The organism is Knoellia tibetensis (assembly GCF_048606415.1).
Taxonomy (GTDB): Bacteria; Actinomycetota; Actinomycetes; order Actinomycetales; family Dermatophilaceae; genus Knoellia; species Knoellia tibetensis.
Genome location: NZ_JBMBWF010000001.1, coordinates 1,002,872 through 1,017,974, shown reverse-complemented (window position 1 = coordinate 1,017,974; position 15,103 = coordinate 1,002,872). Strand labels below are relative to the sequence as shown.

Annotated in this window: 16 protein-coding genes; 7 read left to right on the top strand and 9 right to left on the bottom strand. The window is 71.6% G+C overall.

What is annotated here, in order from left to right; translation table 11 throughout:
- Positions 1-34: 34 nt before the first annotated feature.
- Positions 35-610 carry an NADPH-dependent F420 reductase gene (locus ACOJV7_RS04920; RefSeq protein ID WP_420189025.1) on the bottom strand — a complete coding sequence of 192 codons (576 nt, stop codon included), beginning with the start codon at positions 608-610 and terminating at the stop codon, positions 35-37.
- A gap of 111 nt (positions 611-721) precedes the next feature.
- Between ACOJV7_RS04920 and ACOJV7_RS04915 the strand changes: the two genes are divergently transcribed.
- The 5 genes from ACOJV7_RS04915 to ACOJV7_RS04895 all read left to right on the top strand — a co-directional run bounded on the left by ACOJV7_RS04915 (position 722) and on the right by ACOJV7_RS04895 (position 4,637).
- A complete protein-coding gene (locus ACOJV7_RS04915; protein ID WP_420189024.1) occupies positions 722-1,222 on the top strand; it encodes a MarR family winged helix-turn-helix transcriptional regulator in 501 nt (166 codons plus the stop codon).
- 78 nt (positions 1,223-1,300) lie between these two features.
- Positions 1,301-1,810, top strand: a complete 510-nt coding sequence (locus ACOJV7_RS04910; RefSeq protein ID WP_420189023.1) for a VOC family protein — start codon at positions 1,301-1,303, stop codon at positions 1,808-1,810.
- Complete coding sequence (locus ACOJV7_RS04905; protein WP_420189022.1) at positions 1,807-2,457, top strand: alpha/beta hydrolase; 651 nt, start codon at positions 1,807-1,809, stop codon at positions 2,455-2,457. The genes ACOJV7_RS04910 and ACOJV7_RS04905 overlap by 4 nt, the downstream gene beginning before the upstream one ends.
- Before the next feature lie 104 nt (positions 2,458-2,561).
- Entirely contained in the window at positions 2,562-4,325 is a 1,764-nt protein-coding gene (locus tag ACOJV7_RS04900; protein ID WP_420189021.1) for a sodium:solute symporter family protein, read from the top strand.
- Positions 4,326-4,337: 12 nt separating this feature from the next.
- Positions 4,338-4,637 (top strand): hypothetical protein, encoded by a 300-nt coding sequence (locus ACOJV7_RS04895; RefSeq protein WP_420189020.1) that lies wholly within the window; start codon positions 4,338-4,340, stop codon positions 4,635-4,637.
- A 73-nt stretch (positions 4,638-4,710) separates the two neighbouring features.
- Here ACOJV7_RS04895 and ACOJV7_RS04890 read toward each other — a convergent pair whose 3' ends face one another.
- The 6 genes from ACOJV7_RS04890 to ACOJV7_RS04865 form a co-directional block, all read right to left on the bottom strand.
- Positions 4,711-5,499, bottom strand: coding sequence for a dioxygenase family protein (locus ACOJV7_RS04890; protein WP_420189019.1), 789 nt, complete (start codon positions 5,497-5,499; stop codon positions 4,711-4,713).
- A 52-nt stretch (positions 5,500-5,551) separates the two neighbouring features.
- Positions 5,552-6,538, bottom strand: a complete 987-nt coding sequence (locus ACOJV7_RS04885) for an NHL repeat-containing protein (protein ID WP_420189018.1) — start codon at positions 6,536-6,538, stop codon at positions 5,552-5,554.
- Positions 6,539-6,636: 98 nt separating this feature from the next.
- Positions 6,637-7,086, bottom strand: a complete 450-nt coding sequence (locus tag ACOJV7_RS04880) for a hypothetical protein (protein WP_420189017.1) — start codon at positions 7,084-7,086, stop codon at positions 6,637-6,639.
- 56 nt (positions 7,087-7,142) lie between these two features.
- Positions 7,143-9,149 carry a diacylglycerol kinase family protein gene (locus ACOJV7_RS04875; protein WP_420189016.1) on the bottom strand — a complete coding sequence of 669 codons (2,007 nt, stop codon included), beginning with the start codon at positions 9,147-9,149 and terminating at the stop codon, positions 7,143-7,145.
- A 10-nt stretch (positions 9,150-9,159) separates the two neighbouring features.
- A complete protein-coding gene (locus tag ACOJV7_RS04870; protein ID WP_420189015.1) occupies positions 9,160-9,828 on the bottom strand; it encodes a response regulator transcription factor in 669 nt (222 codons plus the stop codon).
- Positions 9,825-11,006: a sensor histidine kinase gene (locus ACOJV7_RS04865; protein ID WP_420189014.1), complete on the bottom strand. Its 1,182-nt coding sequence runs from the start codon at positions 11,004-11,006 to the stop codon at positions 9,825-9,827. The genes ACOJV7_RS04870 and ACOJV7_RS04865 overlap by 4 nt, the downstream gene beginning before the upstream one ends.
- A 142-nt stretch (positions 11,007-11,148) precedes the next feature.
- Here ACOJV7_RS04865 and ACOJV7_RS04860 point away from each other — a divergent pair, with 142 nt between their 5' ends.
- Together ACOJV7_RS04860 and ACOJV7_RS04855 are read left to right on the top strand one after the other, a co-directional pair.
- Entirely contained in the window at positions 11,149-12,045 is an 897-nt protein-coding gene (locus tag ACOJV7_RS04860; protein WP_420189013.1) for an ABC transporter ATP-binding protein, read from the top strand.
- A complete protein-coding gene (locus ACOJV7_RS04855) occupies positions 12,042-12,860 on the top strand; it encodes an ABC transporter permease (protein ID WP_420189012.1) in 819 nt (272 codons plus the stop codon). Before ACOJV7_RS04860 ends, ACOJV7_RS04855 begins: the two co-directional genes overlap by 4 nt.
- Before the next feature lie 198 nt (positions 12,861-13,058).
- Here the strand turns inward: ACOJV7_RS04855 and ACOJV7_RS04850 are convergent, their stop codons facing one another.
- Together ACOJV7_RS04850 and ACOJV7_RS04845 are read right to left on the bottom strand one after the other, a co-directional pair.
- The gene (locus ACOJV7_RS04850; RefSeq protein WP_420189011.1) at positions 13,059-14,636 is read right to left on the bottom strand and encodes an AMP-binding protein; all 1,578 of its coding nucleotides are present in this window, start codon (positions 14,634-14,636) and stop codon (positions 13,059-13,061) included.
- Between the two features lie 3 nt (positions 14,637-14,639).
- Entirely contained in the window at positions 14,640-15,092 is a 453-nt protein-coding gene (locus ACOJV7_RS04845) for an SCP2 sterol-binding domain-containing protein (RefSeq protein WP_420189010.1), read from the bottom strand.
- Positions 15,093-15,103: the final 11 nt, after the last annotated feature.

The window sequence follows — 15,103 nt, the reverse complement described above, 5'->3', positions numbered from 1 at the left end:
GACGTCGTCAGTGGGGGAAAGCGAGGGGGTGGGGTCAGCGGACGATGCCGAAGCCGCCGTTCCACGAGACCTTCTCGCCGGCGGCGAGCGTGATCTGGAGGAAGCCGAGGGCCTCGAGCTCGCGCGCCCGCTTGAGGGCGCCGGCGTCGATGACAGTGAGGCCACCGGACTCGATGACACCCGCGACGCGAGCCTTGGCGTCGACGTCGTCACCGGCGACGAGGACGGTCGTGGGGAGCGGGCCGACCTCCTTGGCGACGAGCGTCCCGCCGAAGGTCGTGTTGAACGCCTTGACGACCTTGGCCTCGGGCAGGGCCTCGGCGATGACCGCGGCGGCGGACGAGTCGGCCGGGACGGTGAGCGAGTCGAAGGTCTCGAAGTCGACCGGGTTGGTGATGTCGACGACGACCTTGCCCGCGAGCTGGTCACGGCGGGCCTCGATGATGCCGGCGACCTCGCCGTAGGGGACCGCGAGGATGACGACGTCACCGGTCACGGGTGTGGCCGCGTCGGCCTTGCCGAGGACCTGGACGTCGTGGTGGCCGTTGCCGGCGATGCCCGCGATGGCGGTGCCCATGTTGCCGCTGCCGAGGATGGTGATGCTGGTCATGTCGATGCTGCCTTCCGGTGGAGGTCTCGGGGCGTCCGAGCTGCATTGGTTGTCATAACAACTAATGAGTCGGCCAAAGAATTCCCGCCGCCCGCAACTAGGGTTCGAGGCATGACCGGAGAGGATGACCCGCGCTGGCTGGACCGGGCCGAGATGACGGCGTGGCTGCGCCTCATCGCCGTCGCCGAGCGCCTTCCCGGTGTCCTCGATACGCAGCTCCGCCGCGAGAGCGGGCTGACCCACTTCGAGTACCAGGTGCTCGCCATGCTCTCCGACGCACCGGACCGGACCCTGCGGATGACCTCGCTCAGCCTCCAGACGAACGCGACGCTCCCGCGGCTCTCCCACGTCGTCAAGCGGCTCGAGGACCGCGGTCTCGTGCAGCGCTCGGTCGCGCCCGAGGACAAGCGGGCGATCAACGCCATGCTCACGGACGAGGGTTTCGCTGCGCTTGCCGAGGCTGCTCCCGGTCACCTCGCCACGGTGCGCGAGCACGTCTTCGACCCGCTGTCGGGCGACCAGGTCCGCGCGCTGTCCGAGGCGCTCGGGGCGATCCTCACACGCGTCGACCCCAGTGGTGACGCGCCGCAGGACCGTCGCGCGACCCCCTGAGCCACCTGGCGGAACAACCCGGCGCAGATCTCCGTTACGATAGTTGTCACAACAACTAATAACCGCAGGAGCGCTGCCATGAGCATCAACCCAGTCCGCCTCAACCACGCCGTCTTCTACGTCGCCGACCTCGACCGGTCCGTCGACTTCTACACCCGCGTCTTCGGCATGGAGGTCGCCGCCAGCGAGCCGCGCATGGGCGCCGCGTTCCTGCGCCTGCCGCGCTCGGGCAACCACCACGACCTCGGTCTCTTCGGTGTCGGCCCCAACGTCCCGCCGAAGACCCGCGGGCTCGGCCTCTACCACCTCGCCTGGCAGGTTGACGCCATCGAGGACCTGCAGACCGCGCGCGACCTGCTCCGGCAGGTGGGTGGCTACACCGGCGAGTCGGACCACGGCGCGACCAAGAGCGTCTACGGGATGGACCCCGACGGCAACGAGTTCGAGATCATGTGGATGCTCCCCACCGAGAAGTGGGGCGAGTTCGACGACCTCGCACCGGTCCTGCCGCTCGACCTCCCGGGCGCGATCCGCGAGTGGAGCGGTGTGCGCACCGCCGGCCGCATCGTCACCGAGGCGTCCGCGTGAGCGACGCCGCCGACGGGCGCACCGGCCCACCGGTCGTGGCGAGCGCCGGGTCGAGCGACCCGGCCGCGCCGCTCGTCGTCCTGCTCCACGGCCGGGGCTCGGACGAGCGCCAGATCGTCACGCTCGCCGGGCACCTGCCGGAGGGGCCGGCATACGCGGCGGTCCGCGCTCCCATCGCGGAGGGCGGCGGCTATGCGTGGTTCGCGAACCGCGGCATCGGCCGCCCCGTCGCTGAGTCGCTCGCCGAGAACATGGCGTGGTTCCGCGCCTGGCTCCAGGAGGTCGCGCCCGCCGGACGCCCCGTCGTCCTCGTCGGCTTCAGCGGTGGCGCAGCCTTCGCCGGCGGCCTGCTCCTCGCCGAACCGACCCGGTATGCCGGCGTGGCACTCCTGCACGGCACCCTGCCGTTCGACGCCGGGCTGTCCGTCGAGCCCAGTCAGCTCGAGGGCGCGCACACCTTCATCGCCCAGGGCGACGGCGACCACGTCATCCCGCGCGACCTGCTCGACCGGACGTGGGCCTACCTGCGCGAGGAGTCGGGCGCATCGACGCGGAGCCACCGCGACGCGGGCGGCCACGGGCTGAGCGCGCAGGCCGTCGGCGCCCTCGCCGGCTGGGTCGCGGAGCGCCTCGACCTGGCTCGCTGAGCAGCCAAGACAGGGGCGAGCTCGTCCCCGATTCACGTGCGGTGCGGGAGTAGGTTGAACGGCGTTCGGGCTCTCGGGCCGACTCGATCAGGAAGAGGCCGTTGATGACATCGACCCTCGCACCGGTGGCCCTCGCTGCTGCCGAACCGCTCATCGACGCGAACGTCGTCGACTACCTCATCGTCGGGCTCTACTTCGTGTTCGTCATGGGGATCGGGCTCGCCGCCCGGCGAGCCGTCTCGGACTCCATCGACTTCTTCCTCTCCGGGCGCTCGCTCCCGGCCTGGGTCACCGGCCTCGCGTTCATCTCGGCCAACCTCGGAGCCGTCGAGATCATGGGCATGTCGGCCAACGGTGCGCAGTACGGCCTGCCGACGGTGCACTACTTCTGGGTCGGCGCCATCCCGGCGATGCTCTTCCTCGGCATCGTCATGATGCCGTTCTACTACGGCTCGAAGGTCCGCTCGGTCCCCGAGTTCATGTTCCGGCGCTTCGGCACCGGGGCCCACCTCGTCAACGCGATCAGCTTCGCCATCGCCCAGCTCCTCATCGCCGGCGTCAACCTTTTCCTGCTCGGGTCGATCGTCCAGGCGCTGCTCGGCTGGCCGCTCTGGGTGGCACTCATCGTCGCCGCCGTCATCGTCCTGTCCTACATCACCCTCGGCGGGCTCTCGGCCGCGATCTACAACGAGGTGCTCCAGTTCTTCGTCATCGTCGCCTCCCTGCTGCCCCTCACGCTCATCGGGCTCAACCGGGTCGGGGGCTGGAGCGGGCTGCAGGAGAAGATCGCCGCAGCCGCAGACAGCGCCCCGGCCGAGGCGGAGGTGGCCACGGCCGAGCAGCAGCTCAACGCCTGGCCGGGCCAGGCGCTGACCGGCTTCGACTCCTCGATCCTCTCCGTCATCGGCATCGTCTTCGGGCTCGGCTTCGTGCTCTCCTTCGGCTACTGGACGACGAACTTCGTCGAGGTCCAGCGAGCCATGGCCTCGAACTCGATCTCGTCGGCGCGCAAGACGCCGATCATCGGCGCCTTCCCCAAGATGTTCGTCCCTTTCATCGTCATCCTCCCGGGCATGGTCGCCGCGGTCCTCGTCAAGGAGATGATCGACCTCAAGGGCGGCGGCACCCCGGCCGGCGGTGCGAGCGGCGAGGTCAAGTACAACGACGCCCTCCTGCTCCTCATGCGCGACGTGCTCCCCAACGGCCTCCTCGGGCTGGCCATCGCCGGACTCCTCGCGGCGTTCATGGCAGGCATGGCGGCCAACATCTCGGCGTTCAACACGGTCTTCAGCTACGACCTGTGGGAGCGCTATATCCGCAAGGACCGCTCCGACGACTACTACCTGCGGATCGGACGGCTCGCGACGGTGGCGGCGACCGTCATCGCGATCTTCACGGCTGCGATCGCCGGCGGGTTCTCCAACATCATGGACTACCTCCAGACGCTCTTCGGGTTCTTCAACGCCCCGCTCTTCGCGACCTTCATCCTCGGGATGTTCTGGAAGCGCATGACGCCGACCGCCGGGTGGGCCGGGCTCGTCGCCGGCACCCTGTCCGCCGTTCTCGTGGCGTTCCTCTCCGAGGACGCGTTCGGCACGGCGAGCCTGGGCGTGATCCCGCTGTCCGGCCAGGGCGCGAGCTTCGTCGCGGCGTCGACGGCCTTCGTCGTCGACATCATCGTGTCCGTCGCGGTGTCGTTGGTGACGAAGCCCAAGCCCGCCTCCGAGCTCAAGGGTCTCGTCTACTCGGAGACTCCCAAGGAGGACCTCGTCGACCCGAACGAGGCCGCCCGCCCCTGGTACCAGCGCACGATCCCGCTCGCGATCATCGCGGGTGTCATGGTCCTCATCCTCAACTTCGCCTTCTAAGGAGGTCTCGACATGGCTGACACCAAGAAGACCGCCGGCGCCTTCGACATCCGCAACTTCATCGGGATGCTGCTCGGGCTCTACGGCATCATCCTCACGCTCATGGGCCTCCTCGGCGACACGGAGCTCGACAAGACCGGCGGAGTCAACGCCAACCTGTGGACCGGTCTCGCCCTGCTCGTCGTCGCCGCGGGCTTCATGGCGTGGGCGCGACTGCGGCCCACCGTCGTCCCGGAGCACGTCGAGCCGGTCGTCGACGACGCGACCCGTCCGGCGCCGCGCAAGAAGCAAAGGCCCAAGCACGGTCACTGACCGTCGAACGCGAGATGCCCTGTATGCCGTCCTCACGGCATACAGGGCATCTCGCGTTTCGAGTGCGGCGGGGTCAGGCGAACTGCCAGGACCGCTTCGACAGGCCGAACCAGAAGCCGTCGATGACGCTCTGCCCGTCGATGCCGCCACCGGCGTGAGCGGCGCCGAGGCTGACGAAGAGCGGCGCCCAGTGCTCGGTGCGCGGGTGGGCCTCCTGCGCGGCCGGCGCCTTGTCCATGAAGTCGAGAATCGCGTCGACGTCACCGGCGTCCACGGCCTCGGCGGCCCAGTGGTCGAACTCGGCGGAGGCGCTCGGTGGCGCGCTGTCGGCTCCGGCGCGTGGGTTGAACCAGCGCAGGTTGTGGGTCGTGAACCCGGAGCCGATGATGAGCGTGCCCTCGTCGCGCAGCGGTGCGAGGCGGGTGCCGATCCCGAAGAGCTCCTGCGGGTCGAGCGTCGGCATCGACAGCTGGATCACCGGGACGTCGGCCTCGGGGAACATCTCGACGAGCGGCACGTAGGCGCCGTGGTCGAGGCCGCGGGACGGGTCCTGGTGGAGCCCGCCGCCGACGCCTCCGAGGTGGCGGGCTACCGACTGTGCGAGCTCGGGGGCCGGGGGAGCGTCGTAGGTGACCTCGTAGTACTTCTGCGGGAAGCCCCAGAAGTCGTAGAGCAGCGGGGTGCCGGCCGTCGTCGAGCTCACCGAGACCGGCGCCTGCTCCCAGTGCGCCGACACGACGAGGATGCTCGACGGCTTCGGCAGGTCGGTCGACCAGGTCGAGAGCTGGCCGGTCCACCGCTCGTCGTCGGCAAGGGGTGGCGCTCCGTGGCTGAGGTAGAGAACCGGAGTCGTCGTGTCCACGTCGCCAGCCTAGGCCCGACGTCGCCGCCGTGGCCGGGTCATCCCTCGGCTGTCAGCGCGCCGGGAGTCGGGTCACCCAGTAGGAGGCGGTCTCGGGTGAGGGGACGCCGAACCGCGCGTTGACGGCCCACAGCCAGCCACCGGCGAGGGTCGCGGTCGAGGGCACGTCGAGCGTGACGTCGGTGCGGGCACCCCGCCACCGCGCGGCCCAGGCGCTGCCGACCGGGACGAGCTCGAGCACCGAGACCTCGGCCTGTCCCGACCCCCGCACGTTGTAGAGGGTGCGTCCGTCGAGGACGAGCCCGTCCCCGCCGGTGATGCCGGGGCCACCGCTGACCGGGATCTCCGAGGTCTCGCCGGTGGCCGGGTCGACCTGCCAGAGGCCACCGACCCGCGAGTTGTTGAGGAGGAGGTTGCCGTCGGGCAGGATGCGAATCCCGTTGGCGTTCACGGCAACTCCGTCGCCCTGCGGCCACGCGCCGCCGAGCGGCACGAACGTCGGAGCCGCGCCGGTCGGCGCCCCGCCGGTCGTGAGGGTGATCCTCGTGAGCCGGTCGGGGACGATCCGCGAGTCGGTGACCCAGACGGTGTCGCCGGCGACGACGAGATCGTTGAGGAACTGCGCGCCCTCGACGGCGGTGTCCTGGACGACCGCGCCGGTGCTCCCGTCCACCGCCCATACGTGGCCCACGGCGCCGACGTTGCCGGCGGCCCAGACGAGGTTGGTGCGTGCGTCCCAGAAGAGACCGCGCAGGGCGCGTCCGGCGGCGCCCGGCAGCAGCGTGCTCGAGGTGGCGGTGAGCAGGTCGCCGGCGACGATGCGCCCGTCGGCCAGCGAGCCGACGTAGAAGCGGGTGCCCGGGCCGGAGGTGATGCCCTCGGGTCGCAACCCGTTCGGGAGGGGGACCGTCTCGGGAGCCGGGGTCGAGCGGCGGGGTTCGGCGGTCGCCGGGCCGGCGAGGACGGCGGTGGACGCGACAACCGAGGCTGCGGCGCCGGTCAGGAGCTGGCGACGGGACGGGCTCGCTGGGGTGACCATCCCCCATTGTGCGCGCGGGACGTGAGGTGGCGGACCCGAGAGTTCCTGAGAGGTTCCTGAGTCCTGCGCCGCGGCCGGCGCGGGTGCGTGGACCGGCGTCAGGCGGTGAGGAGGCCGATGCCGAGGGAGATGAGGCTTGCCGCGAGCAGGGCGGCGCCGGCGAAGACGAGGGCGATGAGCCGGTTGGGCTCGGTCCGCCCGGCCCCCATCGACGAGAAGAAGAAGCCGCCGGGCATGAGCAGCGCCGACACCGCGACGCCGGAGCGGGACAGCCAGCTGAGGATGCCGGTCTGGTTCGTCGAGTCGGCGAGGACCTGGCAGATCAGCGCCAGTAGGAGCAGGACCGCGGCATGCGCATGGCCCGCCCGGGCGAACTTCTCCTGGAACTCCGTCGCCGGGGCGGCTCCCCGCACGATCTTCACGAGGTAGAGCCCGCCGGTCTCGACCGTGACGAGAGCGAGGAGCAGGACTCCTGCGGTCGTGCGCGACGTGTCCGAGAGGACGACGGTCGACGCGGCGAGGGCCTGCGGGTCGGCGAGCAGCGACATGGGGTCTCCCTTGGATAGTGGCTCTCCCTAATATTGGAGAGTGGCACTATCCGATGTCAAGCGCCTTTGCCATCCCGGACCGCTCGACTGCCCTGCTTGTATGCCGGCCCATGCAGAGCGTGGGACTCGCGCGCCTTGGCGATGTCGCGCTCGACGATCGCTCTCGTCGCCCTCTCCTGCTCGGGGGACTCCCACTGGATGCGGTCGAGGTCGCGCTCGGCCGCCTCGACGACGGCGGCGAGGCCGGTCGCCGAGACGAGGTCGACGGCATACGCCTCGAGGGCGCCACCGACGGGACTGTCGACGAGCACGATCCCCTCGGACCGCAGCGCGTCCCGCTCGTCCGCGGCAGTGTCGACGACGTCGTGGATGAGGACGAGCCGGACCGCGTCGCGGTCGGTGGCGATCATCCGCCGGCCGACCTCGACGTCGCCCTGCCCGCTGTCACCGACGAAGACGACCTCGGTCTCCGGCATGAGGGCGCGGAAGCGGCGGAAGTTCTCGATCTTGGCGCCGGCCATCGCGTCGTGGTTGCGCAGGCCGGCGAACGTGCCGGACAGCACCGAGTGAGGCGGCAGGCCGAGCTCGCGCAGACCGCGTCGGGTGTGCTGCTCGACGAGCCCGGCCGGGTCCATCGGGCGCGCGGTGACGAAGGTGAGGTCGCCGGGGGACTCGGGGTCGGCGGCGCGGCCGGCGTCGAGGGCGCGGTAGAGCTCGATGACGCCGGGGTAGACCGTGCCGCGCGGGTAGCGGTCGTCGTGCAGCGCGCACCGCAGCGTGTCGTCGATGTCGCTGAGCACGTGCAGGTCGGGGACGTCGACCCGTTCGGCCTCGCTCGCGATGTGTCCGAGGATGTCGGCACGCACGCCCTCGTCGTCGATGACGTCGAAGACGAGGTGCTCGAGATCCCGGTGGTCGGGGCCGGAGTTGAGCAGGCTCTTGAAGCGGGTGAGGTCGGCTCCGGACAGCCCGAGGAAGACGTCGCGGACGAGGTGCTCGCGGGCATGGTCGGACGACCAGCGCCGACCGTGGTGGATGGCGTCCGCCAGGGCGGCGAGATCGGGCTCGGGGGCGGCGAGGAGGCGGCGGACCTCGTCCTCGCCGTCGCGTGCCCCGGCCCGGGTCCGCACGAGGACGGCCGCCGGGCGGACGCCGAGCTCGAGCCGCACCGCGTCGCCGACGGGGTCGCCGTCGACGTGGACCGCCGTCGGCTCAGTCAGGTCGACGGTGACGTGCCGGGAGCGGTGGGTGCGCAGGCCGGTCCAGCCGCCGCGGCGCCGGGCGAGGATGCCGACACCGACCCCGAGCCAGCCGAGCACGGTCCGCGGAGCCACGACGAGCACGTCGAGCCGGCCGTCCTCCATCGAGGCCGACGGCATGAGCGGCAGGCCGAGCGGCAGCACGCGACAGTTGCCGACGAGGACGGTGCGCACCTGCTCCTCGCGCCCGGCGGCGGAGCCCGACCCCGACCCGAGACGCACCCTCACCGGTCGTCCGACGGCGCGACGCCCGAGCGCCGCGAAGTAGGCGAGCCACCCGAGCCTCTCCTTGGCGTCGTGGGCCGTCGTGGCGAACGCCTCGGCGTCCATGCCGACCCCGGCGACGACGGCGACGTCGTGGGTGCGGGCGGTCCCGTCCGCGCGGGTGACGGTGACCCACGCTAGGTCGCAGTCGCGGACGGGGCCGTCGAGCGCGAGCTCGACCGCCGACTCGAGCGAGCCGTCGGTGAGGCCGACGGTGCGCGACCAGAGGTTCGCCGTGCCGGTCGGCACGACGCCGAAGGGGACGACGTCGGCCAGGGGACCGGAGCGTGACAGGGCGCCCGCCACCTCGCGCACGGTGCCGTCGCCACCGATCGCGACGATCCGGTCGGCACCGGCGGTGAGCAGCTCGGCGAGCTGGTCCGCCCCCGGCACCTCGACCGTGGTCTCGGCGACGAGTGGCTCCGGCCAGCCACGTCGGCGGGTGGCGCGCCGCAGGGCCGCGAGGGCCTCGGCGCTGCGCGGCTTGGCGGGGTGCACGACGACGCCGCAGAGGTGCTCCACCGTCGGAGTCGTGGTCATCGCTGGGTCCTCACTGGGCGGCGTCGTGGACGAGGATCGCGACCTGCACGCGGTTCTCGACACCCAGCTTGGTGAAGAGGCGCCCGACGTGGGTCTTGACGGTGGGGACGCTCATGAAGAGCTCGGACGAGATCTCGGCGTTGCTCAGCCCGCGGCCCACCGCATCGGCGACCTCGCGCTCGCGCTCGGTGAGGGTGTCGAGCCGGACCCGGGCGTCGCGAGCCCGGACGTCCCCGCCGGAGACCGGCCGCGCGACCGCGGCAATCAGCTGGGCCGTGACGCTCGGGGAGAGCATCGGCTGCCCGGCGGCGACCGTGCGCACCGCCTCGACGAGCCGGGCCGGCGGCGTGTCCTTGAGCATGAAGCCGGCCGCGCCGAGCCGCAGCGCGGTGAGCACCATGTCGTCGGCATCGAAGGTCGTGAGGACGATGACCTTGAGCGACGGGTCCCGGCCGAGCAGGACCTCGGTGGCGCTGAGCCCGTCGCGGACCGGCATACGGATGTCCATGAGGACCACCTCGGCGCCGGACGACGGCACGACGGTGAGGGCCTCCTCGCCGTTCGTCGCCTCGGCGACCACGGTGATCCCGGAGTTGCCGCCGAGCATCATCCGCAGCGCGGCGCGGACCATCGGGTCGTCGTCGACGATGGCGAGGGGGATCTGCGCGGGGTCGGTCACAGGGCCCACGGTAGCCACGCCTCGACGACGTAGCCGCCGGTGGAGTCCGTGCCGTGCCGGAGCCGACCGCCCGCCAGGGTCACCCGCTCGTCGAGGCCGAGCAGCCCGAGCCCCGACTCGGGCAGTCGCTGCCGGGGCCCACCGACGAGCGCCGCGTTGCGGACGGTCACGGTGAGACCGGCCTCGGGGGAGCCGGTGACCCCGACGGCCACCGAGGTGCCGGGAGCGTGCTTGCGCGCGTTGGTGAGTGCCTCCTGGACGACCCGGTATGCCGTCCGCCCCAGGGCGTCGGGCACGTCGCCCTCGACAGCCTCGTCGAGACCCACCCGCAGGCCGCCGGCGCGCTCCTCCTCGACGAGGGAGCGGACGTCGCCGAGCACGGGCTGCGGGCGCTCGGGTGTCGCGCCCTCGGGGTGTGTGGGGTCGCGCAGCACACCGAGGACGTCCCGCAGGTCGCGCAGGGCGCGGTGAGCGTTCTCCTCGATGGCGCGGGCCGCGGTCCCCTGCTCCTCCGGCGACAGGTCCGTCCGATAGCTCAGGGCACCGGCGTGCATCGCGACGAGCGAGATGCGGTGGGCGAGCACGTCGTGCATCTCGCGGGCGATCCGGGTCCGCTCGCCCGCCTGGGCCTGCGCGACGCGCGCCTGCTGCTCGCGCTCGGCCGTGAGGGCGCGCTCGCGCAGCGATGCCATGAGGTCGCGCTGCGAGCCCATCGCGTAGCCGATCGCGACAACGATCCCGACGATGAGAACACCGAAGAGGAACGACGCCCACAGCGGCAGGTCGTCCCCCCCGGGGTAGAACCGCTCCTGGACGATTCCCGCGACGACGTTGAACGGCACGAGGAAGGCCACGAGCCGCCAGCGGTGGTGCGACGAGGCGGACCCGATCATCCACGTCGCCGGGCCGGCGCTGCTCGCCGAGACGAACGAGAACGCGCCGGTGAGCAGGGCGACCGGCCCGGGCCAGCGGTGCCGTTCGCGGACGAGGAGAAAGGAGAGCAGCCCGAGGACCAGGTCCCCGACGAAGAGCCAGCCGATGATCGGCTCGTCGTTGATCCCGGCGTCCATCATGCCGATCGCGACGGCCCCCCACGCGACCACGCTGATGAGCCCCGCCAGCGCGTAGCGCCAGACGGAGCCGAGCCGGCCGTGCCGCTGCGGGGAGGTGTCGGACATGGGCCGAGCCTAGGCAGTGGAGCGGAGCCGGCGCGTCCGACCAGGGACTGCGGGAGGTGGGAGGACGGCATACCAAAGTCGGATGGTGCCGAGGACTCGCGGCCGATGTGGGGGACCACCGCGCCCCGGCAGGGTTGACGCCATGATCACAGTCGAGAACCTCACGAAGCGCTACGGCGGGTTCACCGCCGTGGACGACATCTCCTTCGAGGTCCGCCCGGGAAGCGTCGTCGGCTTCCTCGGACCCAACGGGGCGGGCAAGTCCACGGCGATGCGGATGATGACCGGCCTCACGCCGGCGACGAGCGGTCGCTCGACCGTCCTCGGCAAGCCCTACCGCGACCTGCACAACCCCGGCCGACAGGTCGGTGTCATGCTCGACGCCTCGGCCCAGCACCCCGGCCGCACCGGCCGCGAGGTGCTCCGGCTCGCCGCGATCCAGATCGGCGTGGGCAAGGCCCGCGTCGAGGAGGCGCTGCGCCTCGTCGGGCTCACCGACGAGGAGGCCGGGCGCCGGGTCCGCAACTACTCCCTCGGCATGCGCCAGCGGCTCGGCCTCGCGTCGGCGCTGCTGGGCCAGCCCGAGGTGCTCATCCTCGACGAGCCGGCCAACGGCCTCGACCCGCAGGGCATCCACTGGATGCGCGGGTTGCTCCGAGGCTTCGCCGACGGCGGCGGCACCGTGCTCCTCTCGAGCCACCTGCTCCACGAGGTCCAGGTCATCGCCGACGACCTCGTCATGATCGGTCGCGGCCGCATCGTCGCCCAGGGCACGAAGGACGAGCTCCTCAGCCGGGGCGGCACGACGGTGCGCTCCACCGACGACCGCGCCCTGCGCGCCGCCCTCGAGCGCGCCGACGTGCCTGTCACCGCCGTGGCCTCGGGCCTCGTCGTCGACGCCGAGCCGGGTGTCGTCGGCCGGATCGCCCTGGACGAGCGCATCGTCCTCCTCGAGCTCCGCTCCGGTGGGTCCGAGGGCCTCGAGGAGATGTTCCTCAGCCTCACCGCAGCCACGTCACGCGAAGGGACCGCAGCATGACCACCACCGACACCCGTGCGCCCGAGGTCGACCCGACCCTCGTGCGGCCGACCGCGACGCCGGACACCGGCGGCCGCCCCGGAGTGCCGATGCCCAGACTCGTCCACGTCGAGCTCCGCAAGATGGTCGACACCAGGGCCGGGCGCTGGATGCTCATCACGATGTCGGCGATCTCGGTCGTCGTGCTCGCGGTGTTCCTCATCTGGGGTCCGGCCGACGAGGCGACCTACGCCACCCTGCTGGGCCTCACGTCCTTCCCGCTCGTCGTCCTCCTGCCGATCCTCGGCATCATGGCCGCCACCGCGGAGTGGAGCCAGCGCACCGGTCTCGTGACGTTCACCCTCGAGCCGCGACGCGGCCGGGTCGTCCTCGCCAAGGTCGTCGCCGCACTTCTCCTCGGTCTCGTCGTCACGGTCACGGCGTTCGCCGCGGCGGCGGTGGCCAACGTCATCGGTTCGTCGGTCGGCGACGGCAGCGGCGCGTGGGACGTCACGTGGAAGGTCGCCCTCGGGGTCGTCCTCGGCTTCGCGATCTACGTCCTCCAGGGCCTCGCGTTCGGGTTCGTCTTCCTCAACACGCCCTTCGCGATCGTCGCCTCGCTCCTCCTGCCGACGATCTGGACCATCGCGGTCAGCCTCGTGTCCTCCCTCGCCGAGCCGAGCAAGTGGCTCGACCTCAACCAGGTGACCGAGCCGCTCTTCAGCGGGTCGATGACCGGTGAGAACTGGGGCCAGCTGTCGACGTCGTTCGGCGCGTGGGTGCTCGTGCCCCTCGTCCTCGGGGCGTGGCGGGTTCTGCACCGCGAGGTGAAGTAGGCCGCTCCTGCGAGCGGCACGGCATACGGGCGGACGCCTCTGGTGGAGGGTGCTCGGCGGGGTTCAGGGGCCCGTCGAGCATCTCCTCCCGGAGGCGTCCGCTCGTGGTGCATATGCCGGCCTCCACGGGTCGGGCAACCGCCGTCGCGTATCCCGGCCACGCGGAGCGTGACACTCGGTGCGTATGCCGTCCGCGCGTCAGACGATGCGGGCGCGCAGCTCGCGGGCGAGGACCTTGCCGGTCGCGTTGCGGGGCAGCTCGTCGACGAAGTGCACCTCGCGCGGGACGCAGTGCCGGGCGCGGTGCGCCTTGACGTGCTCCTTGACGTCGTCCTCGGAGAGCTCGGCGCCGTCCTCGAGCGCGATGAACGCCGCGAGGCGCTGCCCGAACTCGGGGTCGGGGATGCCGACGACGGACACCTCCCGAACGGCAGGGTGCTCGACGAGCAGCGACTCGACCTCGACCGGGTAGACGTTCTCGCCTCCGCTGACGATCATGTCGTCGTCGCGTCCGTCGACGAAGTACAGGCCGTCCTCGACGTGTCCCATGTCGCCGGTGGAGACGAGCCCGTCGACGAAGTCCTTCGTGGCGCCCGAGGTGTAGCCCTCGAAGACGAGGTCGTTGCCGCAGAAGATCCGCCCCGTCTCACCGGCCTCGACCTCGCGGCCGCCCGCGTCGAGGATGCGCACGACCGTCCCGAGCGGTGGGGTCCCGGCGGTGTCGGGATGGCGGCGCATGTCCTTGGGGGTGGCGATGCAGACCCACGACGCCTCGGTCGAGCCGTAGAGGTTGAAGAGGACGTCGCCGTACTCGTCCATGAACCGCGTCGGAAACCCGTGCGGGTAGGCCGAGCCCGAGGTCGCGACCACCCGCAGGTCCGGACGGCGACGGCGGCCGTCGGGGTCGGCGGGAAGCTCCATCATCCGCTGGAGCATGACCGGGATGGCGAACATCGCGTGGCAGCGGTGCTGCTCGAGGGCGTCCTTGGCGCGCTGCGGGTCGAAGCGGCGCTGGAGGACGATCGTCGCGCGGAGGGCGAACGACAGCTGCATCGCGGCGTAGCCCCACGTGTGGAAGATCGGTGCGCTGATGAGGATGCGGTCCTGCGCGTGCAGCGGGATGCGCTCGATGATCGAGATGAGCGGACCGAACCCGCTCGGGGTCCGGCGCGCGGCCCCCTTGGGGGTGCCCGTCGTGCCCGAGGTGAGGATGATCGTCCGGCCGCCGCGCTTCGGACGGGTGAGGGCGGGAGGGGAGGGCACACGGTCGAGCTCGGCCGCCCACTCGGACTCGCGCAGAACCTGGACCGCGTCGGGGAGCTCGTCCACGACACCGTCGAACTCGTCGTCGTGGAGCAGCGCGACGACCTCCTGCTGCTCGGCGACGAGGGCCAGCTGCCCCGAGGACAGGCCGGTGTTCATGAGCACGAGGTCGATGCCGACCGCAGCGGCGCCGGTCATGACCTCGATGGCGCCGACGTGGTTGCGGGCGAGCAGCCCGATGCGCTGTCCGGGGCCGAAACCCTTGTCGCGCAGCAGCGCCGAGGCCTTCTCGGAGCGGGCGAGGAGCTCGGCGTAGGTGACCTCGCCACGGTGCTCGTCGACGACGGCGACCTGCTCGGGGCTGCGGTGGGCGGCTTGACGCAGCTCCCCGGCGAGGCCGAAGCCCCACTGGTGCAGGGCGCGCAGCTGCGAGACCTGGCGGTGCGGCGGGCCGGGCGTGAGCATCCCTCGCCTGGCCATCACCGCACCGACGGTGAGCAGGCTGATCGCCACGGCTCAGCCCTTCGGCGTGTCGAACCAGTTCTGGAAGGCCATCGCCGCGCTGAGGTCGCCGCGGGCCTTGACCTTGCCCATCATCACCATCATCGTCGGGTTGCCCGTGCCGGTGATGAGCTTCGCGAACTCGGCCGGCCCGAGCATGATCGAGGTTTTCGGCTCCTCGGTCGGGGACTTCTCGACGGTGCACGTGCCGTCCTTGACGACGACGGCGTAGGTGTCGTCGGTGCCGCCGGGCCCACCCGTGATCCGCCAGTTGACCCGGGCATCGGCGCCCTTGGCCTTCTCGGGGTTGAAGAGCACCGGGAAGCGCTCGAAGATCGCGTCGAGGATGGCCCGGCGGTGCTCGCCGCCCATGACGTCGTTGATCTCCTTGTCGGAGAGCTTCTTGACGGTGGCCGCGAACTCCGCCGGGTCCATCGAGGCGAAGGTCGTGGGGTCGAGAGCAGTCATGGGAGGGGCCT

Bases quoted from the DNA above. Each gene is read 5' to 3' on its own strand.
- ACOJV7_RS04920 (WP_420189025.1), bottom strand. From the start codon at position 610: ATGACCAGCATCACCATCCTCGGCAGCGGCAACATGGGCACCGCCATC.
- ACOJV7_RS04915 (WP_420189024.1), top strand. From the start codon at position 722: ATGACCGGAGAGGATGACCCGCGCTGGCTGGACCGGGCCGAGATGACG.
- ACOJV7_RS04910 (WP_420189023.1), top strand. From the start codon at position 1,301: ATGAGCATCAACCCAGTCCGCCTCAACCACGCCGTCTTCTACGTCGCC.
- ACOJV7_RS04900 (WP_420189021.1), top strand. From the start codon at position 2,562: ATGACATCGACCCTCGCACCGGTGGCCCTCGCTGCTGCCGAACCGCTC.
- ACOJV7_RS04895 (WP_420189020.1), top strand. From the start codon at position 4,338: ATGGCTGACACCAAGAAGACCGCCGGCGCCTTCGACATCCGCAACTTC.
- ACOJV7_RS04885 (WP_420189018.1), bottom strand. From the start codon at position 6,538: ATGGTCACCCCAGCGAGCCCGTCCCGTCGCCAGCTCCTGACCGGCGCC.
- ACOJV7_RS04880 (WP_420189017.1), bottom strand. From the start codon at position 7,086: ATGTCGCTGCTCGCCGACCCGCAGGCCCTCGCCGCGTCGACCGTCGTC.
- ACOJV7_RS04875 (WP_420189016.1), bottom strand. From the start codon at position 9,149: ATGACCACGACTCCGACGGTGGAGCACCTCTGCGGCGTCGTCGTGCAC.
- ACOJV7_RS04865 (WP_420189014.1), bottom strand. From the start codon at position 11,006: ATGTCCGACACCTCCCCGCAGCGGCACGGCCGGCTCGGCTCCGTCTGG.
- ACOJV7_RS04860 (WP_420189013.1), top strand. From the start codon at position 11,149: ATGATCACAGTCGAGAACCTCACGAAGCGCTACGGCGGGTTCACCGCC.
- ACOJV7_RS04855 (WP_420189012.1), top strand. From the start codon at position 12,042: ATGACCACCACCGACACCCGTGCGCCCGAGGTCGACCCGACCCTCGTG.
- ACOJV7_RS04845 (WP_420189010.1), bottom strand. From the start codon at position 15,092: ATGACTGCTCTCGACCCCACGACCTTCGCCTCGATGGACCCGGCGGAG.